At 66.0% G+C, this 23,725-nt stretch carries 20 protein-coding genes; 13 read left to right on the top strand and 7 right to left on the bottom strand.

Features of this window, described 5'->3' with window-relative positions; genetic code table 11:
• The first annotated feature begins 58 nt into the window (after positions 1-58).
• The 9 genes from C4N9_RS06780 (at position 59) to C4N9_RS06820 (ending at position 9,448) form a co-directional block, all read left to right on the top strand.
• Positions 59-916: an FAD binding domain-containing protein gene (locus C4N9_RS06780; RefSeq protein WP_109532525.1), complete on the top strand. Its 858-nt coding sequence runs from the start codon at positions 59-61 to the stop codon at positions 914-916.
• A complete protein-coding gene (locus tag C4N9_RS06785; protein ID WP_109532526.1) occupies positions 913-1,392 on the top strand; it encodes a (2Fe-2S)-binding protein in 480 nt (159 codons plus the stop codon). The genes C4N9_RS06780 and C4N9_RS06785 overlap by 4 nt, the downstream gene beginning before the upstream one ends.
• A complete protein-coding gene (locus C4N9_RS06790; protein WP_109532527.1) occupies positions 1,392-3,638 on the top strand; it encodes a xanthine dehydrogenase family protein molybdopterin-binding subunit in 2,247 nt (748 codons plus the stop codon). The genes C4N9_RS06785 and C4N9_RS06790 overlap by 1 nt, the downstream gene beginning before the upstream one ends.
• Entirely contained in the window at positions 3,638-3,883 is a 246-nt protein-coding gene (locus C4N9_RS06795) for a MoaD/ThiS family protein (protein WP_109532528.1), read from the top strand. The genes C4N9_RS06790 and C4N9_RS06795 overlap by 1 nt, the downstream gene beginning before the upstream one ends.
• 100 nt (positions 3,884-3,983) lie before the next feature.
• Complete coding sequence (locus tag C4N9_RS06800; RefSeq protein WP_168192141.1) at positions 3,984-5,120, top strand: helix-turn-helix transcriptional regulator; 1,137 nt, start codon at positions 3,984-3,986, stop codon at positions 5,118-5,120.
• 119 nt (positions 5,121-5,239) lie between these two features.
• Positions 5,240-5,740 carry a hypothetical protein gene (locus C4N9_RS06805; RefSeq protein ID WP_109532530.1) on the top strand — a complete coding sequence of 167 codons (501 nt, stop codon included), beginning with the start codon at positions 5,240-5,242 and terminating at the stop codon, positions 5,738-5,740.
• Between the two features lie 272 nt (positions 5,741-6,012).
• Positions 6,013-7,647, top strand: coding sequence for a hypothetical protein (locus tag C4N9_RS06810; RefSeq protein ID WP_109532531.1), 1,635 nt, complete (start codon positions 6,013-6,015; stop codon positions 7,645-7,647).
• 135 nt (positions 7,648-7,782) lie between these two features.
• On the top strand, positions 7,783-8,907 hold the full coding sequence (locus C4N9_RS06815) for a cobalamin-independent methionine synthase II family protein (RefSeq protein WP_109532532.1): 1,125 nt from the start codon (positions 7,783-7,785) through the stop codon (positions 8,905-8,907).
• 61 nt (positions 8,908-8,968) lie between these two features.
• On the top strand, positions 8,969-9,448 hold the full coding sequence (locus tag C4N9_RS06820) for a hypothetical protein (protein ID WP_109532533.1): 480 nt from the start codon (positions 8,969-8,971) through the stop codon (positions 9,446-9,448).
• 22 nt (positions 9,449-9,470) lie between these two features.
• On the opposite strand, the gene C4N9_RS06825 is transcribed toward C4N9_RS06820, so the two are convergent.
• The 5 genes from C4N9_RS06825 to C4N9_RS06845 form a co-directional block, all read right to left on the bottom strand.
• A complete protein-coding gene (locus C4N9_RS06825) occupies positions 9,471-9,935 on the bottom strand; it encodes a DUF3237 domain-containing protein (RefSeq protein WP_109532534.1) in 465 nt (154 codons plus the stop codon).
• The gene (locus C4N9_RS06830; RefSeq protein WP_109532535.1) at positions 9,932-12,280 is read right to left on the bottom strand and encodes a TRAP transporter permease; all 2,349 of its coding nucleotides are present in this window, start codon (positions 12,278-12,280) and stop codon (positions 9,932-9,934) included. The genes C4N9_RS06825 and C4N9_RS06830 overlap by 4 nt, the downstream gene beginning before the upstream one ends.
• 148 nt (positions 12,281-12,428) lie before the next feature.
• A complete protein-coding gene (locus C4N9_RS06835; RefSeq protein WP_109532583.1) occupies positions 12,429-13,481 on the bottom strand; it encodes a TAXI family TRAP transporter solute-binding subunit in 1,053 nt (350 codons plus the stop codon).
• A gap of 62 nt (positions 13,482-13,543) precedes the next feature.
• A complete protein-coding gene (locus C4N9_RS06840; RefSeq protein ID WP_109532536.1) occupies positions 13,544-15,238 on the bottom strand; it encodes a sulfatase-like hydrolase/transferase in 1,695 nt (564 codons plus the stop codon).
• A 135-nt stretch (positions 15,239-15,373) separates the two neighbouring features.
• Positions 15,374-16,285, bottom strand: a complete 912-nt coding sequence (locus tag C4N9_RS06845) for a LysR substrate-binding domain-containing protein (RefSeq protein ID WP_109532537.1) — start codon at positions 16,283-16,285, stop codon at positions 15,374-15,376.
• 185 nt (positions 16,286-16,470) lie between these two features.
• Here C4N9_RS06845 and C4N9_RS06850 point away from each other — a divergent pair, with 185 nt between their 5' ends.
• A complete protein-coding gene (locus tag C4N9_RS06850; RefSeq protein ID WP_109532538.1) occupies positions 16,471-18,012 on the top strand; it encodes a sulfatase family protein in 1,542 nt (513 codons plus the stop codon).
• Here C4N9_RS06850 and C4N9_RS06855 read toward each other — a convergent pair.
• Positions 18,009-19,649 carry an amidohydrolase gene (locus C4N9_RS06855; RefSeq protein WP_109532539.1) on the bottom strand — a complete coding sequence of 547 codons (1,641 nt, stop codon included), beginning with the start codon at positions 19,647-19,649 and terminating at the stop codon, positions 18,009-18,011. The genes C4N9_RS06850 and C4N9_RS06855 overlap by 4 nt on opposite strands.
• A gap of 107 nt (positions 19,650-19,756) precedes the next feature.
• Here C4N9_RS06855 and C4N9_RS06860 point away from each other — a divergent pair, with 107 nt between their 5' ends.
• The 3 genes from C4N9_RS06860 to C4N9_RS06870 all read left to right on the top strand — a co-directional run bounded on the left by C4N9_RS06860 (position 19,757) and on the right by C4N9_RS06870 (position 22,223).
• Positions 19,757-20,248 carry an NUDIX domain-containing protein gene (locus C4N9_RS06860; RefSeq protein ID WP_109532540.1) on the top strand — a complete coding sequence of 164 codons (492 nt, stop codon included), beginning with the start codon at positions 19,757-19,759 and terminating at the stop codon, positions 20,246-20,248.
• Between the two features lie 191 nt (positions 20,249-20,439).
• Positions 20,440-21,798 carry an MATE family efflux transporter gene (locus C4N9_RS06865; RefSeq protein ID WP_245902480.1) on the top strand — a complete coding sequence of 453 codons (1,359 nt, stop codon included), beginning with the start codon at positions 20,440-20,442 and terminating at the stop codon, positions 21,796-21,798.
• Positions 21,795-22,223: a glyoxalase superfamily protein gene (locus C4N9_RS06870; protein WP_109532541.1), complete on the top strand. Its 429-nt coding sequence runs from the start codon at positions 21,795-21,797 to the stop codon at positions 22,221-22,223. Before C4N9_RS06865 ends, C4N9_RS06870 begins: the two co-directional genes overlap by 4 nt.
• A gap of 601 nt (positions 22,224-22,824) precedes the next feature.
• Here the strand turns inward: C4N9_RS06870 and C4N9_RS21830 are convergent.
• A partial coding sequence (locus tag C4N9_RS21830; RefSeq protein ID WP_168192142.1) for a hypothetical protein occupies positions 22,825-23,725 on the bottom strand: 901 nt, incomplete at its 5' end.

Raw genomic sequence — 23,725 nt, forward strand, 5'->3', positions numbered from 1 at the left:
GACAATCCCGAAAAGGCCGTTACCTTCGGGCGCACCTGATTGGCGAAGAGGAGGCCTTATGCGCTACCACGCCCCGGCAACATTCGACGAAGCCGTCTCCATCGCCGCAGCCGCAAGCGGCGTGACCCGCTTTCTGGCCGGCGGCACCGATGTTCTCGTGCAATTGCGCGCGGGATCGGTGACGCCCGACGATCTGATCGACCTGAAGAAAATCCCCGGCACGCATGAGATTACCGCCCTGCCCGATGGCGGCTGGCGGATCGGCATCGCCGTTTCTGGGGCGATGCTGGGCGCGCATGCACAGCTGGTCGCGGACTGGCCCGGCGTGGTCGAGGGGATGGAGCTGGTCGGATCGACGCAGGTGCAAGGGCGCGCCACGCTGACGGGCAATCTGTGCAACGGCTCTCCGGCCGCCGATTCCGTGCCCGGCCTTGTCGCGGCGGGTGCGACCGTGACGATCCTGGGACCGAACGGATCGCGCGAGGTGCCGGTGGAACAGGTGCCGGTGAAGCCCGGCAAGACGGTGCTGGAGCCGGGCGAGATCATCACCGCGATCACCCTGCCGCCGCGCGGGACGAAGGGCGGCGACGCCTATCTGCGCTTCATCCCGCGGACCGAGATGGACATCGCCGTCGTGGGCTGCGCCGTCAGCCTGACGCGCGAGGGCGACACGATCACCGCCGCGCGGGTGGCACTGGGCGCCGTGGCGCCGACCGTGCTGCTCGACGAGGCATGCGCGCAGGCCATCATCGGCACGACGCTGGACGACGCCGCGCTGGACGCGCTGGCCGGGGCCGCCTCGCGGGCCGCGAAGCCGATCAGCGACAAGCGCGGCACCAAGGAATTCCGCGTGGAGGTGGCCGGCGTGCTGGCCCGCCGCGCGGCGAAGATCGCCTATGAGAGGGCTGCGAAATGAGCAAGATGCATGTCACCGCCACCGTGAATGGCGACGAGGTCGAGTTCCTCGCCGATCCGCGCGAGACCCTGCTCGACTGCCTGCGCGACCATCTGGACCTGACCGGCTCGAAAGAGGGCTGCGGCACCGGCGATTGCGGGGCCTGTTCGGTGATGCTGAACGGGCGGCTGGTGCCCTCGTGCCTTGTGCTGGGGGTCGAGACCGACGGCGCGACGATCGAGACGATCGAAGGCATGGCGCCCGAGGGAGCGCTGCATCCGCTGCAGCGCAAGTTCATCGAACATGCCGCGCTGCAATGCGGCTTCTGCACGCCGGGTTTCCTGGTCGCCGCGAAGGCGCTTTTGGAAAAGAACCCGGACCCGTCCGAAAGCGAGATCCGCTATTGGCTGGCGGGCAATCTGTGCCGGTGCACCGGCTATGACAAGATCGTTCGCGCCGTTCAGGACGCGGCGGCGGAAATGCGGGGGGCTGCGTGATGGCGAAGGACGAGATCACCAAGGATTTCAAATGGATCGGCACCACCCCTGACCGCCCCGACGGGCTGGACAAGGTGACGGGCCGCGCGCGCTATGGCGCCGATTTCAACCTGCCCAACATGCTGTACGCGGCCGTTGTCCGTTCGCCCCATGCCCATGCGAAGATCCTGAAGATCGACGCGTCAAAGGCTCTGGCGCTGAAGGGCGTCAAGGCGGTGGTGACGCGCGCCGATCTGCCCACCGGCCTGACGGGCGAGGACCTGTATCTGCAGGAAAATACGCTTGCGGGGGAAAAGGCGCTTTATGACGGCCACGCCGTCGCCGCCGTCGCCGCGACCTCGCAGCTGCTGGCCAATGATGCCGCCAGGCTGATCGAGGTGGAATACGAAGTCCTGCCGCATGTCACCGACGTGGACAAGGCCATGGCCAAGGACGCCCCCGTCATCCTGCCCGATTGCGCCGACCATACCGTGCCCGAAGGCATGGGCCCCAACGTGGCGCGTATGATCGAGTTCGGACGCGGCGATCTGGAGGCAGGCTATGCCGAGGCCGATGTCGTCCACGAGCAGAGCTACACCACCGAGGCCACGCATCAGGGCTATATCGAACCGCATGCTGCCGTGGGCCAGATGGGTTCGGACGGCAAGGGCGAGATGTGGGTCTGCACGCAGGGCCAGTGGTTCATCCGCAAGATGTGCTCGGCCGTTCTGGGCACCGATCCAGCGCAGCTGCGCGTCACGCCGTCCGAAATCGGCGGCGGCTTCGGCGGCAAGACGACGATCTTCATGGAGCCGCTGCCGCTGGCGCTGTCCAGGAAAGCGGGCGGGCGTCCCGTCAAGCTGGTGATGAGCCGCTCGGACGTCTTGCGCGCCACCGGGCCGACCGCGTCGGCGTCGATGGACGTGAAGATGGGGATGAAGAAGGACGGCACGATCACCGCCGCCGAAGTGACGTTCCGCATGCAGGGCGGACCGTTCCCCGGCGCCTCGCCCGTGGGTGAGGCCCTGTCCTGCGCCTTTGCCTGCTATGACATCCCCAACCTGATGCATGTGGGTTACGAGGTTCTGGCCAACCGCCCGAAATGCGCGGCCTACCGCGCGCCGGGCTCGCCCATGGCGGCCTATGCCGTCGAAAGCATGGTGGACGAACTGTGCCGCGAATTGTCGCTCGATCCGATCGACGTGCGGCTGAAGAACGGCGTGAAGGAAGGCTCGCGCGCCTCTTACGGGCCGAAATTCAAGACGATCGGTCTGGCCGAGACGCTGGAAGCGGCCAAGGCGCATCCGAATTACGCGGTCAAGCTTGGCCCGAACCAAGGGCGCGGCGTCGCGTCGGGCTTCTGGTTCAACCATGGCGGCGAAACCTCGGTTTCGCTGGCGATTTCCGAGGATGGCACGGCGCAGGTCTCGGTCGGCACGCCCGATATCGGCGGCTCGCGCGCCTCGATCGCGCTGATGACCGCCGAAACGCTGGGCATCCCTTATGAAAACGTGCGCGTGAACATCGTCGAGACGGGCGCGCTGGGCGTGAACGAGCCCACGCATGGCTCGCGCGCGACCTTCGCCAGCGGCAAGGCGATGTGGGAAGCCGCCAATCAGGCGATCAAGGAGATGTGCAAGCGGGCTGCCCAGAAATGGGACATCGACCCCGAGGCCGTCACCTGGAAGGACGGCGCGGCGCATCCCGCAGGCGACAATGCCGGCCAGTTCGAGCCGATGAGCATCAAGGAAATCGCCGCTGAGATGGGCAAGACCGGCGGGCCGATCTCGGGCCACCACGAATCGACGCCGTCCGGTGCGGGGCCGTCATTCGGCACGCATGTGGTGGATGTCGAGGTCGATCCCGAAACCGGGCGCGTCACCGTGCTGCGCTATCTGGTCACGCAGGATGCGGGCCGGGCGATCCATCCGCAATATGTCGAAGGCCAGTATCAGGGCGGCGCCGCGCAGGGCATAGGCTGGGCGCTGAACGAAGGCTATATCTACGGCGAGGACGGCAAGCTGCAGAACAGCGTGTTCCTGGATTACCGGGTGCCCGTGGCGTCGGACCTGCCGATGATCGACACGGTGATCGTCGAAGTGCCCAATCCGGGCCATCCCTTCGGCGTGCGCGGCGTGGGCGAGACCGGCATCACGCCCCCCCTGCCCGCCATCGCCAACGCGATCCACGCGGCAACCGGCGCGCGCCTGCGGGCGCTGCCGATGAACCCGCCCGCGGTGCTGGCGGCGATCAAGGCCATGGCCTGATGGTCGAGGTCAATCTCTGGTCCGGGCTGCGCAAGTTCACGGACGGGGCCGAGGTGGTCGAAGTCGAAGGCCGGACCGTCGGGCAATTGCTCGACGGTCTGGTCGCGATCCATCCGGGGCTTGCGCCGGTGATCGAGTCCGGGATCTCGGTCGCGGTGGATGGCGAGGTCATCACCGGCGGCCGCAACACCCCGGTCGAGCCCGACAGCGAAGTGTTCCTGATGCAACAGATCAAGGGCGGCTGACCGCGTCGGCCGGACGAAAACTCGACTTCCGGCTGTATCTTTCTACCATCGGTCGCGTTTTGTTGCGTTATCGGTACCGATGGATTTTTCAAAAGCGATCATGGCCATCTACGACATGGCCTATTCCGGCCGCGACTGGAGCGGCGCCCTGGGGTGCCTTCTTGAACCGCTTCAGGCGCGCAACCTCGTGTTGTACGACACCGGCGACCGGCGCGCGGTCCGGTACGAGCGGCACAGCGCCGATCCGGAGTTGTCGCGCCGCCCCGAGCTGATCGCGGAATACAACGCCCTGATCCGCCCCATGGGCGCGCAGAGTTTCGACGCCGAAGGCGTGGTCGCCATTCACGAACGCCCCGCTTTCAGCACGCTTCTCGACAGCGATATGTGGACGCTCGACGCCGCCCACCGCTCGCGCCCCGAGATCCGCTTCACGCGCGAGCGGCTGGGCCTGTACCGCCGCTGTTTCGTCAACCTGTCGGAAGACCCGCTGAGCTTTGTGGGGCTCGTCGCGCTTTACGCTGCGGACAGACCCGGCGCGCCCCCCGCCTCGGACCGGCGCGCGCTGGAATCGGTGACGCCGCATCTGGGCAAGGCCATGGAAATCCACCGCACGCTTCACGCCCTGCGCGCCCGCTACCGGGCCGTGCTGTCGGTGCTGGACATGATGGACCTGCCGCTGTGTCTGGTGGCCGAGGACGGACAGGTTCTAGTTGCCAATCGTCGTGCCCGCGCCCTGTTCGAGGCGCGCGACGGCGTCTGGATGGACCGTCAGGGGCGCCTTGCCTGCCGCGAGGACACCAGCCACGACGCCCTGCGCGCGGCGATCCGCGACACGGCACTGACCGCACGCGGCAAAGGCGCGCGCCGCTCGCGCGAGTTGATCATCGCGCGGCGGGGCAATCCCCTGCCCGTCTACGCCATCGCCTCGCCCCTGCGCGACGCGGATCTGGAGCTGGAACCGGGGCTGACCGGCTCGCTGCTGACGCTGATCGACGGCGCGCAGCCGATTGCCGCGAATGTCGGGCTGGTCGCCGACGCCTACGGGCTGACCGCCGCCGAGACGGCGGTCGCGCATCTGCTGATTCCCGGCCATTCGAATGCCGAGATCGCCGAGCGGCTGGGGGTCAGCCCGGAAACGGTGAAAACGCAGGTCTCGGCATTGTTGATGAAGACCCAGTGCCGCAACCGGCTGGCCTTTGTCTGGCGCGTCTTCCAGTTTTCGCCGCCGGTTCTTTGAGTACGGCGGCTTTGGCGCGAATTGTGCGGATCCGTCGCCGGACATCCCCCGGTCGGGGGATGCGCCGGAACGGCACCTGTCGGATCGTCATTCACACATTTTTTTCAGGAGAGTTTGCCGTGATTCCGAGCCCTGTCAAAACCGTTTTGGCCGCCTGCGCCATGGCCGCCTTGTCCGCTGTTGCCCCGACCGGGGCCGAGGCGCAGGTCGGCCGCTTCATGGGCGGCGGCACGATCTTCAATTTCTCCCCCGCCTGCGTCAATGCCGGCTGGGACCGCAATTCGGAAGCCTATTTGGTCCGCTTCCAACCCGCAAATATCGGTTCGAATGCCGATCGCGACCTGCTGACCTTCCTCGGCTCGGCCCATTCCTTCTCGATGCAGCGCGATGGCGGTTTCACCACCTGGTGGAGCGCGGTCGACCACGCTTTCCTCGGGTCGGGGATCGGCTATTCCGACGCTACCTGGGACGACCATGCCGACATGCGCATCATGTCGATGTGGCCCTCGGACCCCGATGCAAACACGATGGTCCCGGTCCGCATCCGCGGGCAGATCCGCCATTTCGGGCATGTGCCATGGTGCCGCGTCGAATTCGACGTGATCGTGCAGCAGCGCTGACGCTCACGCCCGGCACCACGCGGCCTGCCCCCGGGGCGGGCCGCTTTCTTTTGTCCGCCACCTTTCGTGCACCGGGCCCGTGCACCCCGAACAGACGCGGCCGGTTGTCACCCGGATGCAGCACCCGGGCAAAAAAACGGCGCCCGAAGCCGGAATCGCGGCGCTTCGGCGCTTTTTGTCTTGGGCATGGGACCGGGATCGCCGCTAGAGTGTTGCCAGCCAAACGGTCGCGCCAGTCGACCGGCGCCAGCACATAAAGCGAGACCAGCGTCATGAACACCGTGCCAGTCGACCAATCGGGCAGCCCGGTCGCCGCACCCGCAAAACGCCCCGCCCCGGCAGGCGCATCGCGCCGCCGCAAGGGCGCGGGGGCCGCGCTGCTTTGCGCGTCGGGGCTGCTTGCCCTCCCCGCGCAGGCGCAAGAGGCGATCATCCCCGCCCCGGCGCCCACGCATACCGTCACCGGCTTCACCATGCTGGACTATGCGTCGCTCACCCTGACCGACGGGACCGATTTCGACCTGTTCGGCATCCATTACATGCAGCGTGTCAATGAGTGGCTCTATGTCGGCGCCGGCGCCTTCGCACCCATGGTCGAGGGGAACTATTCGGGCTTCTATGGCGCCGATGTCACGCTGCACGCGCAACGCAACATCTTCGGCAACTGGTTCGCCAATGCCGGCCTGTCGCTGGGCGCGGCGGCGGGCGGTCAGAGCAACACCAATATCTCGCGGCTCTCAGGCGACGGCGTCTATGGCCGCGCCTATATCGGCGTGGGCTACGCGTTCGAGAATTTCAGCCTTGGCCTGAATTACAGCCATGTCGAGATGCCGGGCGGGCAGGTCCGCAGCGACGCGGTCAACCTGTTCGTGCAGATGCCGTTTTCCTATGACCGGGGCGATTTCCGCGATGCCGGGCGCCAACTGGGCGTGCAGGATTTCAACGCGCCGCGCACCGACAACATTCTGTCCTTCACCTATACCCATGTGTCGCAGATCGACCCGACCGCGCGCTATACCGGCGATATCGGCTTTGCCTCGCTGCAGTTTTCGCATTTCCTCAACGACAACGTCTATGCGTTTTTCGGCATCGATATCGGCGTGTCGGGCCTGATGTTCTTCAATCAGGCGCAGGGCGGTCTGGGCTATCGCTGGGCGCTGTCGGACAACGTCAATCTCTACGGCCAGCTTGGCATCGGCAGCGGCGGCTACGTCACAAACACCTATGACGCGGGACCGGGGCTTGCCATCTATCCCCGCGCGACGCTGGAATACCTGTGGGGCAACGGCTTTGGCGCGACGGCGTCGCTGGGCTATCTGGCGGCACCGCAGGGCACCGCGCGCAACTGGACCATCGGGCTGGGCCTGAACTATCACATGTCGGGCCCGCGCTCGGGGCGCACCGACCGTTCGGGCGAGGATTACACCCTGCGCGGCGTGCGGCTGAACGTGCTGGGCCGCGCCACGTCGGATATCGACTTCAACGGCCGCGTGACCGACGGGATCGGGCTTGTCGCGCTGCAGGCCGATTACCTCCTGGATGAGAACTGGTACCTTGCCGCGCAGGTCGCCGCCGGGACCGAGACGTTCCGCGGCATCGCCGGCTATGCCGAGGGCTATATCGGCGCGGGCTGGCAGACGAACCTGACCGCCTCGGGGCGGCTGCAGGGCTACGCGCAGCTGCTCTACGGGCTGAACGACGTGGGCGTCAGCCCCGCGCATGAAGTGGGCGGCATGATCTATCCCGCCATCGGCTTCAGCTACGGCCTGAACGACCGCGTCGCGCTTTACGGCCAGATCGGCGCGACCTATTCCACCGGGCAGTATCTCGGCACCCATACCAACGCGTTCGAAACCTATACCGTGGGCCTCGGGCTGTCCTATCGCTTCTCGCTGCCGACCCGCTGAGGCGGCCGCGCACCGGCATCACTGGCCCCGCCCGGCACGATCCGGGCGGGGCCTTTCGCATCGCGGGGCCCCGTTGCCTTTGGCCCGGACAGATGGTCAGATGCGCGCGATGCAGGATGCCGGAGGAGCCCCCAGATGACCATCGAGACCACCCATGTCGGAAGCCTGCCGCGCGGCGATGCGCTTTCGGCGCTGCTGATCGCCAAGGACAAGGGCGAAGGCTACGACCACGACGCGTTCGAAACCGCCGTCGCGGCCGCCATCGCCGAGGCGATCGCGCATCAGCGCGAGGCGGGCGTGTCGATCGTCTCGGACGGCGAACTGGGCAAGGTGGGCTATTCGACCTACATGCAGGAGCGCCTGTCGGGATTCGGCGGCCATATCGACCGCAAACCCGCCAAGGACCTTGCCGCGCATCCGGCGCTGGCCAAGAAGCTCAGCGCGATCATGGGCAGCCAGGAATTCACCCGCGCGTCCTGCATCGGCGAGGTGAAGCTGGTGAACTTGCAGCCCGCGCTCGACGATATCCGCCGTTTCAAGGCCGCCTTGTCCGCGCGCGGCGATACCGGGCGGGCCTTCATGAACGCGGCCTCGCCGGGGCTGATCACCGCCTTTCAGGTGAACAAGTATTATCCCAGCCACGAAGCCTATCTTGCCGATCTGGCCGCCGCGATGCGCCCGGAATACGAGGCGATCCTGGATGCCGGTTTCGACATCCAGTTCGACTGCCCCGATCTGGCGATGTCGGCGCATACCGGCTACCAGGATCTCAGCCAGGACGAATTCGTCAAGGTGGCCGCCGCCAATGTCGAAGCGCTCAATGCCGCGACCGAGGGGCTGCCCAGGGACCGGATGCGGATGCATCTGTGCTGGGGCAATTACGAAGGGCCGCATGACCACGACATCCCGCTGGAAAAGGTGATCGACGTGGTGCTCTCGGCCAATCCCTCGACCATCCTGTTCGAAAGCGCCAATCCCTGCCACGAACATGAATGGACGGTCTGGCGCGATGCCAGGATCCCCGACGACAAGATCCTTGCGCCGGGCGTGATCGATACCTGTTCCAACTATGTCGAACACCCGCAACTGATCGCCCAGCGCCTGCAGCGCTTCATCGACATCGTTGGCAAGGACAGGGTCGTCGCGTCCACCGATTGTGGCTTTGGAACCTTCGCCGGCTATGGCAAGATCGACCCCGAGGTCACCTGGAAAAAGCTCAGGAACCTGCGGGCCGGCGCGGATCTGGCTGCCGCGGGCTGAGGGGCGCTCAGGCCGGCCCCCTGTCGCGCCGTCGCGCGACCCTCAGCCTAGGAGCCGGCGCATGCGCGAGACGACGGGAACACGGATCTGGGGCGGCGGGGCCTTCGTGGCCGCGCTGCTGCTGGCCTTGTCGGTGCTGTGCTGGCTGCCCATCATCCTGTATTTCGACCTGCTGGCCTTCTATCACGTCTTTTCGCGCGGCGGCGGGCTGGCCGCGCTGGACGAAACCGCGCTGATGGCGGTGTTCAACATGGTCTATTTCGCCGTGCTGATGGTGGCGTTTCGGGCCTGCGGGCGGGCGTGGCGCTTCCTGCGCGCCCGGACCACCGACGAATTGCCGCGCGCCGCGCCGGCTTTCCTGCGCTGGGGGCTCTGGGCGTTGACGATCGCCTGCGCGGCGATGGCGTTTTACGGTCTGCAGGACACGCTCGTGCCCTCGCGCGGCTACACGGTCGCCATGATCTTCGCCACCCATGCCGCGCTGGGGGCCTTGTCGATGCTGCTGCTCTGGTCCGCCAGCCGCGCCTCGCCCGAGGGGTGAGCGCGGCGCACGACGCGGACGCTCAGCGCAGCGCGTGCAAAGCGACGATCACCGAGCGGGCGCGCCGGATGCCGCTGCCCACGAACAGCGTGCGATTGACCCAGGCATAGCGCGGATCGCCGGTTTCGAGCCGCGCATGGGTGCGCATGTAATAAGCGTCGGCCGGAACATCCTCGCCCTCGGCAAGGCGGGCCATGACCTCGGGCGGGCCATGCCGCAGACCGTAATTGAGAATCTCGATCACCGCGCCGTCATCGGTTTCCATCGCATAGCGCGTATCGAGCTCGGCCAGCCCGTCGGCAAAGATCGTCTGCCAATCCGCGCCGACATCCAGAAGCCGCCCGTTCAGCAGGGGCCCGGTCACGCGCCCGCCGACGATCGGGATGATCCGGCGGCGCCCGGCCCGCCCCTCGCCCATCTCGCGGATGGGGGCGAGCGTGACCTCCAGGGTGCAGACCGGCTCGAGCCGGGGGGCGACGGGTGTCACGCGGGCACCGCCGGGCGCCGGGCGTGCCAGACCAGAAGCGCGAAGGTGGCCGCGATGGCCGGGATCGACACCATCGGCCAGGCGGTGATCACCAGCACCGCCAGCACCAGCCTCAGCGCCATTTCCGGCAGGCCCAGCGGTCGGCGGTCGAACTGCGCCAATACGCTGCCCAGAAGGTAGAGCCCCAGCGCAATGCGCGCCAGAAGCCAGCTCAGCGAGGGCCAGTGGATCTGTCCGTCATAGCCCGCCAGATAGCTGCTACCGCCGCCATTGGGATCGATCTGCGCAGGCTCGATGAGCAGCAGTTCGGGGTAGAAGGCAAAGACGAAGGGAATGACGAACATCACGATCCCCGATTTCACCGCCGAGAAGCCGGTCATCATCGGGTCGGCCTTGGTGATCGAGGCCGCCGCGAAGGCCGCAATCGCCACGGGCGGGGTGATCGCCGAGGCCACGGCGAAGTAGAAGATGAACATATGCGCGGTGAAATTGGCGATGCCCAGCCCGGCCAGCAGCGGCCCCATCAGAAGCGCCACGTTCAGATAGGCGGGCACCGTGGGCATCCCCATGCCCAAGAGGATCGCCAGGAACATCGTCACCAGCAGCGCCACGAACAGGAACAGGCCGTTCTGCCCCACCGAGCCGCCGAAATCGTTGAGCAGGTAGCTCGCATCGCGGGCGATATAGGCCGAAAGGCCGGTCAGGTTGAGGCAGAAGTCGATCACCGACACGGCGAGGAACATCAGATACAGCGTCGAGACCAGCACCCCCGCCTCGGCCAGCGCATTGACCAGCTTGCCGGGCTTGCGGCGGATCTCGGGGTCGATGAAGAACATCACCATCAGCAGCGCCGCCGCCCACCAGCCGGCCGAGCCCGCATCGCTGGCCGCGTTGCGCACGGTCTCGAAGAACCACGGCAGGCTGACGACCCGGCACGCATCGCCGCTGATCGTGGTGACCGCGCCGAAGAAATCGGTGATCGGGCCGCAGCCGATCGCGTCCTTGGGCGTGATGAGCAGAAACAGGATCAGCAAGACCGGGCCGAAGATCATCGTCAGGTTGATGTAATCGCTGCGCGTCATGCGCATCTCGGCCGGCAGGGTCGCGCCCTGCGCCTCGATCCCCTGTTTGCGCGCCTGGAAGATGACCGAGACGAACAGCGCGCCGAAATAGGCGGCAGCGGGCAGCGAGGCCGCGATGATCACCTGCGAATAGGGCACGGTGGTCATGGTCGCCAGCACGAAGGCCGCGACGCCCATGACCGGGGGCATGATCTGCCCGCCCGACGAGGCCGCGGCCTCGACCCCGCCTGCAAAGACCCGGCTGAAGCCGCGCCGGACCATCATCGGGATCGTCAGCACGCCTGTCGACAGCACGTTGACCACCGGCCCGCCCGAAATGGTGCCAAACAGCGCCGAGGACACGATGGCGGCATGGGCCGGGCCGCCCCGCAACCGGCGGGTCAGGATGAAGGCCACCTTGATCAGCGACTGCCCGCCCGCCGAGACGCCGAACAGGTTGCCCAGAACGATATAGGGGAAGACGGTATAGAGCAGGATGTTCATGAACTGACCCAGAAGCCCCTGGGCATTGTTCGTGAGCACATCCTCCATGTTGGGCCGCCCGTCCAGCAGCGAGCGCGGTTCGCCGCCCAGAATGGTGACCAGATAGCGGTTCTGCTCGGGGCCGAAGAAATACCAGATCGCGATCGACGCCATGGTGTAGCCCGCGATCAGGATCGCGACGCCGACCAGCGGCAGGCCCCAGACGCGGATATTGTAGCCAAGGAAGGTCGTGACACCCAGCCCGACCACGGCGAAGATCCACAGTCCCAGCGTGTTGATACAGGCCGGATCCTCGACCGAGGTCGGCTCGGGCAAGCCCATCAGCTGGGCGAACTCGATTTCACGTTGCAGCGCGCCCTGGATCAGCGCCGCGCGTTCGCCGGTGAAGCGGTCGATCAGGCAGACCGAGTCGATCTCGATCAGGTACGAGACCGAGATGATCACCGCCATGGTGACCAGCGCGATATCCATGAACAGCCCGAACGCGGCCCAATTGCGGCTGCGGTCGCGGTAATGGCGGTATTGCGAATGGCGAAGGGCAACGATGACCATCATCAGCACGAAGGTCATCGGGAACAGGTATTCATAGCTGAAGCGGCGGACGGGAATAGTCTCCCATCCGGTGATGGAGCCCACAAGGTCCTGCAGTCCCGGAATGACCGGCATCGCGTTGACCATGCCCAGGCAGACCAGCACGAAGCCCAGAACCAGAGACAGAGACATCGCCCAGTCGCGTGACGCTTCGGGTTCGGCGGCGGTATCGGTCGTGGATTCGGCCATCGGTCGGTCCTGCATTCGGGTTCTGGAACAAAGCCCGCTCCCACGAAGAGGCCGCAGGAACGAGGCAGGGTTCAGAGAGCGTCGGGGTCAGGCAGGCCAGTGGCCGGGTCTTGAACCGGCGCCGCCCTGCCCTTTACCTGTCCGGGCCTTACTGGCCTTCGGCGCAATCGGGGATGTCGTAGCCGTGGTCTTCCCAAGCGGCGACGGCGCCGGGATGATAGAGCAGCTGGTTGTTGCCGCAGAACCCCGACAGGCGCTGATCGACGACACCGTAGCCGCCGGTCCGTGCAAAGGGCGCCGAGGCGATCAGCCGGTCGAGCGTTTCGATATGCGCCGTCGTCAGGTCATAGGCCAGCTGGTAATCCATGTTGACATTGACCACGTCGGCAAAAGCGGTGCCCAGGCCGCGCAGGATCCCGTCGTCGGATTCCGCCAGCCGGACATTGTCGTCATAGCCGATCGTGTCCCATTCGATCTCGATCGGGATATTGCCCGGCATCTGGAAGACGCGCTGGAAAGCTTCGCTTTCGAAGGTCTCCTGCGGCACCGAGACGACGACGACATCGCCCGACGACGCCATCAGCGTCACCCGGTCCGAGGGATGCGTGGTGGGGATCACGAAGGCATCCATCGAGCCATCGACCAGAAGCGAGGCAAGCTGGCCCCAATTGGCCTGATGCCCGGTATAGTCGGTGCCTTCCTGCATCCCGGTGGCCAGCGTGATCGCCTGGCGCGCATTGGTCAGCGCGGCGCCCCGGGGCGGGCCGTTGAACACGGTGCGCCCGCGCAGGTCTTCCCAGGTCTCGATCCCCGAGGTTTCCAGCGTCAGGACGTTGAAGCTGCCCGCGTTATAGGGATAGAGCGCGCGCAGATTGGCGGCGATCGCCGCGCCCTCTTCGCCCTGCGCCGAAAACGGCCCCATGCCACGCGACAGCAGGAAGGGCAGCAACATCGGTGCGGCCGAGATATCGGTGCGTCCCTGCGCCACGTCGAGGATCGTGTTGGTCAGGGTCTGCCCCTCGGCCACCTGCAGCGCGGCGATGCCGCGCTCGCCCGCGACGGTGGCCAGATGGGTGACCGACAGATGCGGCGTCGAGCCGGGGCTGGCGGTGGCGGCGGTCAGGTTCACCTGCGCGCCCGCCGCGCCGGCAAAGGCGATGGCGGCCAGCGTCAGGGCCGTGCTGTGCAACAAGGTCTTCATGTCTTTCCTCCCGATAAAGACTGCGCCCGCGGCGGCACCCTCCTCGTGCCGCCGCGCGCCGATCATTCCGCCGCGCCGCTTTGGGCTGCGACGACTTCCTGCCAGGGGCGTGCCTTGCGCCCGAGGTATTTCGTCACCAGTTCCGGGTTCGCCTCGTCCTCGGAATACACCCCGATGGTGACGCCGCGCCGCTGGATCCCGGTGCCCATCTGCGTCAGCGCGGCGCGCGATTTGGTGATGCGCTGATCGCAGCGCCGGAACCAGGCGTGCAGATGCTCGTACATCTCGGCGATAATCGCCGCGTGGTCGGGGCTGTCGCCCAGATCGACCAGCTCCTGCGGATCGGCTTCCAGGTCGAACAGCATGGGCCGGAACCCGCCTTCGAAATGGATGAGCTTCCAGCGCTTCGAGGTCGCCATGAAAGCGCGCGCATCGGCCACGTCCACGTTCAGCGCGTTGCGCAAGGGCGTGGCCGAGTAATCGTATTCGCAGATCGCCACCGCACGCGGCTGTTCGGTCGCCTGCCCGTGCAGGATCGGCATCAGCGAATGTCCTTCGACCTGATGGGCGATGTCGTCGACCTTGCCGCCCGCCACTTCGTAGAAGGTTTTGACAAGGTCGATCTGCTCGACCAGCGCGTCCGAGACGGTGCCGCGCGTGGCGTCGGCCTCGGGCGAGGGATCGTAGACGATGAGCGGCACGCGGGTGGAATTGTCAAAGAAGAACTGCTTCTCGCCCAGCCAATGATCGCCCAGGAAATCGCCGTGGTCCGAGGTCAGAACGATCATCGTGTCCTTCATGCGGCCGGTTTCTTCCAGCCAGTCGAACAGCACGCCCATCTGGTCGTCGATCTGCTTGATCAGGCCCATATAGGCCCCCAGCATGGCGTCGCGGGCCTCCATCCGACTGAAGGTCTTCGAGACCGGGCCGTTCATCATCGCGCGCAGCACGGGATGCGCGTTGTCGCGCTCTTCCTCGGTCCGCACGACGGGCAGGAAATGCTGCGGGCCGTACATCGAGGCATAGGGTTCAGGCACGATATACGGCCAGTGCGGCTTAATCAGCGACAGGTGGCAGCACCACGGGCCCTGGGCGTTCTCGATGAACTCCATGCCGCGCCGGGTCATGTAGGGCGTTTCGCTGTCTTCCTCGCGGATATTGGCGGGCAGGCTGTTGTTCTTCAGGAACCAGCCCGACAGCACGTTGCCGTCGGAATCGAGGCCGGAATTGGCATAGTCGTGCCAGGGATTGTCCCCCTCGTAGCCCTTCGAGCGCAGGTATTCGTTATAGGTCAGCGCACCGCCCGGATCGTAGGGACCGTCGGGGCCTTCCGGGCGCATGCCGTCATCGCGTTCGAACACGTCGAAGCCGCATTGCGCGACACGCTCGCCGATCTGCGTGCCGCGCTCGATTCCCAGCCGCTCCATCCCCTCGGTATCGGCGGCCATGTGGGTCTTGCCGATCAGCCAGCAATCCATTCCCTGCTTGCGCAGATGGTCGCCCAGCGTCGGCTCGCCCACGCGCAGCGGGATGTTGTTCCACCCGGCGCCGTGGCTGTTCACATAGCGCCCCGTGTAGGTCGACATGCGCGAGGCGCCGCAGATCGGCGCCTGGATATAGGCCCGGTCGAAACGCACCCCTTTCGATGCCAGCTTGTCGATATTCGGCGTGTCCAGATGCGGATGCCCGTAGCACGACAGATAGTCCCACCGGAGCTGGTCGAACATGATGAACAGGATGTTCTTGGCCTGCGCCATGTGTGTCTCCTCCGTTCGCCGGGCGGGCGGGCACCGTACCGGCGCCGCGTCCCGTCGCGACTTTCCCCGAGGGCACAATGGGGCCGGGTTCAGACCAAGGGAAATAGAAATTGCCGGCGCATCATATCATTTCCGTTATGGATAAAGCTCGGCCGCCTTCGAGAAGAACAGGTTGAACAGCGTCCGGGCCGGGGCGCTCATCCGCGTGCCTGAGCGGTAGGTGACGCCGACCGCCCCCATCATGTCATGCACCGGCGTGTCGATGGCGACGAAATCCCCCGATTCCAGTTCCGGGCGCACGATGCTGCGCGACAGGCAGGCGATCGAATCGCTGTGACGCAGAAAGGTGCGCGAGAATTCATAGGACGAGGATTCGATCAGCCGGTCGAAGCCCCGCCGCCCGTTCATCATCAGGAATTTGTTGATCTCGTCCCAGATGATGGCGTTGTGTTCGGGGCCGATGATGCGGAACTGGTTGATCTCGTCGAGCGTCACATTGCGCTTGCCGGCCAGCGGATGATCCTTGCGCGCCACGAAGATGATCGGTTCGGAAAAAAGCTGCTGAAAGGACAAACCGCTGAGCATGCTGGGATCGAGCAACCGGCCCACGGCGAAATCGACGCCACCGTCGCGCAGGCGGTGGATAGCTTCGGTATACATCCGCGCCTCGATCACGACGCGGGTATCGGGGAACAATTTGTAGAATTCCCCCAGGGCCGCCACCGCCAGGATCCGGGTAATCGCCGGCGCAAGCGAAATCCGGACGACCGCGCGTTCGGGCGCGCCGCGCAGCCGGGCGATGCCGTCGCCGATCTGCGCCAGCGGTCCGGCGATCGTATGCAGGAACTCCGTTCCCTCGGCGGTCAGCACCATGCCCTGTGGCGAGCGCAGGAACAGCGTTGTGCCCAGCTCGGCCTCGAGTTCGGCAAGGCTGCGCGACAGCGAGGGCTGCACGGTATTCAGCGCCTCGGCCGCGCGGGTAAGCGATTTGTGTCGGGCGATTTCCTGAAAATGCCGCAGGTGCCGCATGCGGACACGATGTTCCATCGGCGTTTCTCCTTCCCTGAACCCCGACCGCCCGGCCCCTCACCATGCGGTTTCGTTATACGAACCCCACGAATGGACATTTTACAAGCCGGCGCGTCGCGGGCAGGCTGCGACCGGGCAAAAGCCCGGCGGTAGAATGTCCCGTCTGCTGCACCGCGGCGCGGGAATGCCGAAGGGGGGCGAGGATGGAGCGACCGAATTTCCTGTACATCATGACCGACCAGCACCGCGCGGACTGGCTGGGCTGCGCCGGGCATCCGGTGGTGAAAACGCCGAATATCGACGCGCTGGCCGCGCGGGGCACGCGGTTCAGCGATTTCCACGTGGCCAGCCCGGTCTGCATGCCCAACCGCGCCAGCTTCATGACCGGGCGCTACCCGTCGCAACACGGGCTGCGCTATAACGGCTGCCTGCTGCCCCGCCGCGCGCGGACCTTCGTCGATCTGCTGCGAGAGGCCGGCTATCGCACCGCCAGCATCGGCAAGAGCCATCTCCAGCCCTTCACCGAGTCACCGCCCCCCAATGCCGGCAGCGGCCCCGAAGCCTGGCAGCCCGATGACGGGGATTACGGCTGCGAGGCACCCGACCGATACGAAGGCGCGCGCTACGATTTTCCCACGCCCTATTACGGCTTCGACCATGTGGAAATGGTCACCGGCCACGGCCCCGAGGCGGGCGGACATTACCGGCAATGGTTCCGCGACACCTATCCCGAGGGCGCAGCGTGGCAGGGGCCGGAGAACCAGTTGCCGCATGCCTATTCGGTGCGGCAGGGCGTCCGCACGGCTGTTCCGGAAGAGGCCTATCCCACGGCCTATATCCGCGACCGCGCGGTCGCGTACCTGCGCGCGAATGCGGGCAGCGATGCGCCCCTCTTCACCTATGTCTCGTTTCCCGATCCGCATCACCCGTTCAACCCGCCGGGCAAGTACTGGGACATGTACGACCCCGACGATTTCACCGTTTTCCCGCGCTACGAAGACCACAAGAACCCGCCGCCGCCCCTGCAGGCCGTGCGCGCGGACTACGAGGCCGGGCGCGTCCCGCCCCGCGCAACCGGGGTCTTCATGGCCAATGACCGCGAGGTGCGCGAGGCGATGGCGCTGACGGCGGGGATGATCACCATGATCGATGACGCGGTCGGCGCGCTGGTGGCGGCGCTGAAGGAAACCGGACAATACGACAACACGATCATCGTCTTCAATTCGGACCACGGGGATTATCTGGGCGATTTCAACGTGATGCTAAAAGGCGGCTGGTCTCTGGACGCGATCAACCGGGTACCGATGATCTGGGCCGATCCCTCGGCGCCCACGGGGACGGAAAGCACCGCGCTGGCCTCGACGCTGGATATGTCGGCGACGATCCTCGCGCGGGCGGGGATCGACGGGTATTTCGGCATGATGGGCCGCAGCCTTCTGCCCTGCATGGCGGGCGGGGACGATCTGCGCGACGCGCTGCTGATCGAGTACAACGACGGCTTCGTGCGGATGGGCTTCAGGACGCAGGCGCGGGTGCGCACGCTGGTCACGCGCGACTGGCATCTGGCGATGTACAAGGGCGAGGCGTGGGGCGAGCTCTACGACCGCCGCGCCGATCCGCATCAGACCCACAACCTGTGGGACGCGCCCGAGCACGCGCAGACCAAGGCCGCGCTGATGGAGCGGCTGGTGCAGGAGATGATGGGCCTGATGGACGAAAGCCCGCGCCACACCCGCGTGGCCTAGAGCGCGCCGTAGACCACCTGCCCCCGGAACAGCGTGGCCTGCGGTTCGGTCGCGCCGATGTCCTCGGGCGTCATCGCGGAAAGATCGCCGCCGATCATCACCATGTCGGCGGATTGCCCGGCACGGATCTGGCCGAAATCTCCCTCCCGCCCCATCGCCCGCGCGCCGCCCGTCGTCATCAGGCCCAGCGCGGTATCGAGCGGGATCGCCTGATCGGCGCCCAGCGTGCCGGGGAACCGCCCGCCGGGATCTCGACGGCTGATCATGCCGGCCAAGCCCGTCCACGGATTGGCATCGGCCGAGGCCGCGGGCCAGTCCGAGCCGTAGATCACCTCGGCCCCGGCTTTCAGCAGATCGCCGATCGGGTGGCAGCGCTCGACCCTGTCAGCCCCCAGCACGGCGCGCTGGCCCTCGGTCACGGGGCCGGGAAACCACAGCTTGGGCGAGACCTCGGCCACCGCGCCCAGCGCCGCGAAACGCGGCAGGTCCTGCATTCGCGGGAAGGGGCAGTGGGCGATTTCGTGGCGCAGGCCGCTGTCACCATTCGTCCGCCGCGCGGCCTCGATCGCGTCCAGCCCCGCCTGAATCGCCCGGTCGCCCACCGCATGCATCTTTACCGTGAAACCCGCAGCGTCGAGCGCCATGACCTCGGCCGCCAGTGCATCGGGCTTCAGCAGCAGCATCGCCTCGGGATCGTGCCGCGCGGGATCGGTGCCGGGATAAGCCTCGGTAAAGGCCGCCGTGTGGCTGGGCGCAACACCGTCGAGGAAGAGCTTGGCATAGGCGGTGTTCAGGCCGGGGCGGCCATAGGTCTCGCGCCAGCGGGTCATGTCGCTCATCGGGGTCATGTCACCGCCAAAGGGCGACTGCCGGGCCAGATGCGCGCCCATATGCAGATGCAGATCGCCCGCGTCGTACGCGGCGGCATAGGCGGCGAGGTCAGGCTCGAAGGCCATGGGTTCCTTGAACCCCGTCAGCCCCCAGCCGTTGAACCGCGCGACCATGTGGCGGACCGCCTGCGCCAGTTGCCCGGGACTGGGCGCCAGATGGGGCAGCACCAGCGCCATCGCCGTCTCGGTCAGGATGCCGGTGGGTTCGCCGCTTTCGTCGCGCTCGATCTCGCCCCCGTCCGGGTCGGGCGTCTCGGCGGTGATCCCGGCGCGGCGCAGGGCCTCGGAATTGACCCACAGCGCGTGCATGGTGACGTCCTTGACCGCGACGGGGCGGTCGGGCGCGACCTGATCGAGCCGTTCGCGCGGGCGCGCCCCCAGCTCGGCGCGCAGATGGGCTTTCCACGGCGCGGCGGTGATCCATTCGCCGGGCGCCGCCTGCCCCGCCTGCCCCGCGATGCCGTCGAGCAGGTCGGCATGGCTGGCCGCGAAGCCAAGGAAAATCTCGAACAGGTCACGCACCGCCCCCCAGAGACCGTGCGTATGGCTGTCCACCAGCCCCGGCACCAGCCCCCGGCCATGAAGATCATGCACCCGCGTTCCCGGCCCCGACAGGATCGCCACCGCCTCGGCGGTCCCGGTGGCCAGGATCCGGCCCCCGGCGATGGCCACGGCCTCGGCCCGGGGTTGCGACGGGTCGCCCGTGGTGATGCGGGCATTGGTGATGATCGTCTCGGCGTGGCGCATGGTGTCTCCTCTCTCCGGCCGGCATCCTGCGCTGCACCGCCCCCGGGGTCCAGCCCGGGTTGTGAGACATCCGGGATCCGCGTATCGCTGACCGAAAGGAGACGGCGATGGGTTTTTCCGAAAGCTACCTTGGACAATTGCGCAAGCTGGTGGGCGACCGGGTTCTGATCGTCGTGGGCGTGCGCGTCCTGATCGAGGATGGCGAGGGCCGGATCCTGATCCTGAAGCGCAGCGATACCGGCGACTGGGGCCTGCCCGCGGGCGCGATGGAGCTTGGCGAATCGCTCAGCGACGCGATCCACCGCGAGGCCCGGGAAGAAGCGAATGCCCGGCTGAGCGAGGTGCAGGTTTTCGGCATTTCCTCGGATCCCGGCATCGAGCATTTCACCTATCCCAATGGCGACCGGATCCAGAATGTCTCGGTTCTGGCCCGGGCACGGTTCGTGACCGGGGCGCTTGTCGCCAATGACGGGGAAGCCAGCGAGTTCCGCTGGATGCATCCCGGCGATATCCGCGAAGCCGAGTTCACGCGCCCCGAATGGCCCAGCCTTCTGGCCTTCGGTCGCTGGCGCGAGACGGGCGATTTCCAGTTCTTCTGACGCCCGCCCGACACGCTTGATTTATCCGTCCGCCGCACGTAGAGAGCGCGCAGGTGCCGGGCACCTGCCGCCTGCGGACGAAAGTCACGGTGAAGCCCGGAGACATGATGACATCTCACCCTTGATGCATTTCGAAGGTGGGCAATGCAGGCTCCCTCCCGTCCTGAAATGCCTCGTTTGAGGAGTGACCGATGTCTCATCGATCCGTCACGGACAATTCCGTAAATACGTTCCTGACCCTTCCGGTCGGGCGATTATTCCTGCGCACCGCCCTGCCGATGGCCGTGGTCATGTCCACGGGCGGCCTGCTGTCGGTGGTCGACGGCATCTTCGTGGGCCGTTTCGTCGGTCCCGATGCGCTGGCTGCCGTCAGCCTGTCCTTTCCCGTGGTGATGCTGCTCACCGCGCTGTCGACGCTGGCGGGCGGCGGCATGGCCAGCCTGGCCGCGCGCCATCTGGGTGCCGGGGACAAGGCGATGGCGGGCCGGGTCTTTGCCGGCGCGCACGGGCTGGCGCTGGCGCTCAGCGCGGGCGTCTGGCTGCTGGCATGGCTTCTTGGCCCGGTGCTGCTGCCGCTTTTGGCGGGCGGCAACACGGCGCTGGTGGCCCCTGCCCGCGCCTATCTGGCGATCCTGATCTTGGGCGCGCCTCTGCAACTGGCGCTGTCGGTCCATGCCGACCTTCTGCGCAGCGAGGGGCGGGCGGGCGTGATCGCGCTGCTCTCGGTTCTGGTCAACCTGCTCAATATCGCCGCCAACGCGCTGTTCATCCTGTGGCTCGACATGGGCGTCGCGGGCTCGGCGCTGGGGACCGTGCTGGCGCAGGGGCTGGGCCTGGCGCTGCTTCTGGGCGTCAGGGCGCGCGACCCGGCGCTGGTGCCGCTGGCTGCCCTCGCCCGCGAAAGCTGGCGCCGCGGCTGGGCGCGGATGCTGGCGCTGGGACTGCCGCTATGCCTCAGCTTCATCGGCATGGCGCTGGTCTCGGGCGTGGTGCTGCTGATGCTCGGAGGCAGCGACCCTGTGGTGATCGCGGCTTACGGCGTGGCAACGCGGCTTCTGGGCTTTGCCTTCCTGCCGCTCATGGCGATCGCGCTGGCCGTGCAATCGATCAGCGGCAACAATGCCGGCGCGGGCCGGATGGCGCGCGCGCGGGCCGGGCTGCGGCTGGGCGCGGGGTCGGCGGGCCTGTGGTGTCTGCTGGTCATGGCGCTGGGAACCTTCGCGGGCGAGGCCCTCGGCGCGCTCTTCTCGGACGCGCCGGGCGTGGCCGAGGCTTTGGCGCCGATCCTGCGGATGATGACGGCGCTCTATGTCGTCAGCGGACCGGTTCTGGTGCTGGCGATGCATTGTCAGGCGCTGGGGCAACCCGGACGCACGGCGCTTCTGACGCTGGTAAAACCGTGGCTGCTTACGCCCGCACTGATCCTGACCCTGAGCACGGCGTTCGGCACACAGGCTCTGTGGCTGGCCTTCCCGCTGGCGGATGCGCTGGTGGCCTTGATGGCGCTCGTCCTTGTGACGCGCCCGAACCGGATGGGAGAACCGGCATGACCCTGACGATTGAAAGCGCCAAGGCTCAGGCCAAGGCCCTGAGGCAGGCGCTGGCCACGGCGGGAACGCCGGTCAGCCACGCACAGGCGCTGGAGCTGATTGCGCGCCAGCACGGCGCCCGGGACTGGAACACGCTGCATGCGCGTCTGGCCCAGCGCAACGCGCCGCCCGAACTGGCCTTCGGCGACCGGGTGACCGGGCGCTATCTGGGGCAGGCTTTCAGCGGCGAGGTGATCGGGCTGCAGGGGCCGTCGGGGCACCGACAGATCGAGCTCAAGCTCGACCGTCCGGTCGACGTGGTGCAGTTCGAGAGCTTCTCGAACCTGCGCAGCCGGATCCGCTCGGTGATTGACGAGACCGGCCGGAGCCTGCGCAAGACCTCGAACGGGGAGCCTCAGCTGGTGGTCGAGAAGGCGCTGCGATAGGGGACCGGCTTGTTCGCCGGCTTCCGCCCGGCCAAGCCCCCGGCCTTGTCCGACGCGCGGGACAGGGCTGGGGCTTTGGCTTTCGGGGCGTTAGAGTGTGCAGTTAAGTGTCTTGCAAACTTTCGCGGGGTGTCGGGCCGGATTTACGGGACCGTGCCGCGAGGGGTGCCGACGCTCGGTGGGTAGGCTTCGTCCTCTCCGGACACCGGTGATACTGCGGGCGTTTACGGCGACTTTCGGACAGAGGACAAAGGTGGGGTGAACCCCGACCTACGAAGTCGGAGCGAGGCGTCCGGCAGAAGCGCTATTAGGAACACCATATCCGCGACGAAGCGTATTGGGAAAATCATGTCCGGTATTGCTGGTTCAGCCCGGCAAACACGGATTGGTCGGCCAGCCCCGGGATTGGCCTTATTCCAGTTGGCACCGCGATAGCCCGTAGGGTACGCATTCATTGCGCACCATCAAACGTATCCATCAGAAGTGCCGATTGTGTGGTGAAGAAAGCACCGTCGCGGATTGTCGGGGCGATTGAGGGAGCGAGGGTTTGGAGCGGGGAGCGGTGCGCAATGAATGCGCACCCTACGGCTCGCGACGCCGACTAGGTACCTTCCGGACTCGTTGAATTATCGGAAAACTTCTCAAGTTCGCTTTGATAATTCTTCGCCCAATCCGCATCAATACCCATCCGCTTTTGGGAAGCAATGAAATTCTGCGCGGCATCTTTTGGTGTAAGGTATCGCGCCAAGAAGCGCGCCTTCATCTTTGGAGACAGAAAGAATATCACCTCAACGCCCACTATGCCGATTAAAAGAACAAAGCCGACAATTCCGCAAAGGAACGCAAGCCACCAGAAAAAGCCAACCCGATCCAACAAAACAATGATATACGGGTCACCACTCTCAACTTCAGAGAATTCTGACTGCGGCAAATAGCGTCCCGAAATGGAAACAAGCGCAGCGGGGTTTGCAAAAGATCTGTATGATGAATTAACTACGCTGCAGGCCACCCCAGATTGCCCAGGGCGCAACCTCATAGTCGATAGCCCATCGTCAGAAATTGGAACCGAATCTCCTCCTACAATCAACCTTCTGTATAGCGCAGCAAGAAATTCGACATTAACCTCGATGGCGTGGTCGGATTCTCGATTGTAGATCGTGGTACAATGCAAATCGTAGCCGAGATGCCGAGCATACTCCGGCAAGGTATATTCATCCAGTGAGTTACTATTGGGATCTTCGGAGTCATAATTCGGCCATTGGGCAATCAAAGAAGCACCTGCTTCTCGGATAAAATCCGAATCAAGAATTACTGCCGAATGCCCAACCTCAATCCTTTCCAACCGTTGCCAATGGCCGCCAAGTATTAGACCACCAATAACCGTGCCCAAAACTGCCACGATAATTGGATAGATCAATGTCTTAGGGAAGATCTGATTAACGGGTTCGGCTGCGCCGAGAAGGTCGGCTGAGCGGCTGAACCAGCCGAGGACATGCCCCTGG

It is taken from the genome of Pararhodobacter marinus (assembly GCF_003122215.1).
Lineage (GTDB): Bacteria > Pseudomonadota > Alphaproteobacteria > Rhodobacterales > Rhodobacteraceae > Pararhodobacter > Pararhodobacter marinus.

Excerpts from the sequence above, each read along its gene's own strand:
- C4N9_RS06780 (WP_109532525.1), top strand. The coding sequence starts at position 59 with ATGCGCTACCACGCCCCGGCAACATTCGACGAAGCCGTCTCCATCGCC.
- C4N9_RS06785 (WP_109532526.1), top strand. The coding sequence starts at position 913 with ATGAGCAAGATGCATGTCACCGCCACCGTGAATGGCGACGAGGTCGAG.
- C4N9_RS06790 (WP_109532527.1), top strand. The coding sequence starts at position 1,392 with ATGGCGAAGGACGAGATCACCAAGGATTTCAAATGGATCGGCACCACC.
- C4N9_RS06795 (WP_109532528.1), top strand. The coding sequence starts at position 3,638 with ATGGTCGAGGTCAATCTCTGGTCCGGGCTGCGCAAGTTCACGGACGGG.
- C4N9_RS06800 (WP_168192141.1), top strand. The coding sequence starts at position 3,984 with ATGGCCATCTACGACATGGCCTATTCCGGCCGCGACTGGAGCGGCGCC.
- C4N9_RS06810 (WP_109532531.1), top strand. The coding sequence starts at position 6,013 with ATGAACACCGTGCCAGTCGACCAATCGGGCAGCCCGGTCGCCGCACCC.
- C4N9_RS06815 (WP_109532532.1), top strand. The coding sequence starts at position 7,783 with ATGACCATCGAGACCACCCATGTCGGAAGCCTGCCGCGCGGCGATGCG.
- C4N9_RS06820 (WP_109532533.1), top strand. The coding sequence starts at position 8,969 with ATGCGCGAGACGACGGGAACACGGATCTGGGGCGGCGGGGCCTTCGTG.
- C4N9_RS06830 (WP_109532535.1), bottom strand. The coding sequence starts at position 12,280 with ATGGCCGAATCCACGACCGATACCGCCGCCGAACCCGAAGCGTCACGC.
- C4N9_RS06835 (WP_109532583.1), bottom strand. The coding sequence starts at position 13,481 with ATGAAGACCTTGTTGCACAGCACGGCCCTGACGCTGGCCGCCATCGCC.
- C4N9_RS06840 (WP_109532536.1), bottom strand. The coding sequence starts at position 15,238 with ATGGCGCAGGCCAAGAACATCCTGTTCATCATGTTCGACCAGCTCCGG.
- C4N9_RS06845 (WP_109532537.1), bottom strand. The coding sequence starts at position 16,285 with ATGGAACATCGTGTCCGCATGCGGCACCTGCGGCATTTTCAGGAAATC.
- C4N9_RS06850 (WP_109532538.1), top strand. The coding sequence starts at position 16,471 with ATGGAGCGACCGAATTTCCTGTACATCATGACCGACCAGCACCGCGCG.
- C4N9_RS06855 (WP_109532539.1), bottom strand. The coding sequence starts at position 19,649 with ATGCGCCACGCCGAGACGATCATCACCAATGCCCGCATCACCACGGGC.
- C4N9_RS06860 (WP_109532540.1), top strand. The coding sequence starts at position 19,757 with ATGGGTTTTTCCGAAAGCTACCTTGGACAATTGCGCAAGCTGGTGGGC.
- C4N9_RS06865 (WP_245902480.1), top strand. The coding sequence starts at position 20,440 with ATGTCTCATCGATCCGTCACGGACAATTCCGTAAATACGTTCCTGACC.
- C4N9_RS06870 (WP_109532541.1), top strand. The coding sequence starts at position 21,795 with ATGACCCTGACGATTGAAAGCGCCAAGGCTCAGGCCAAGGCCCTGAGG.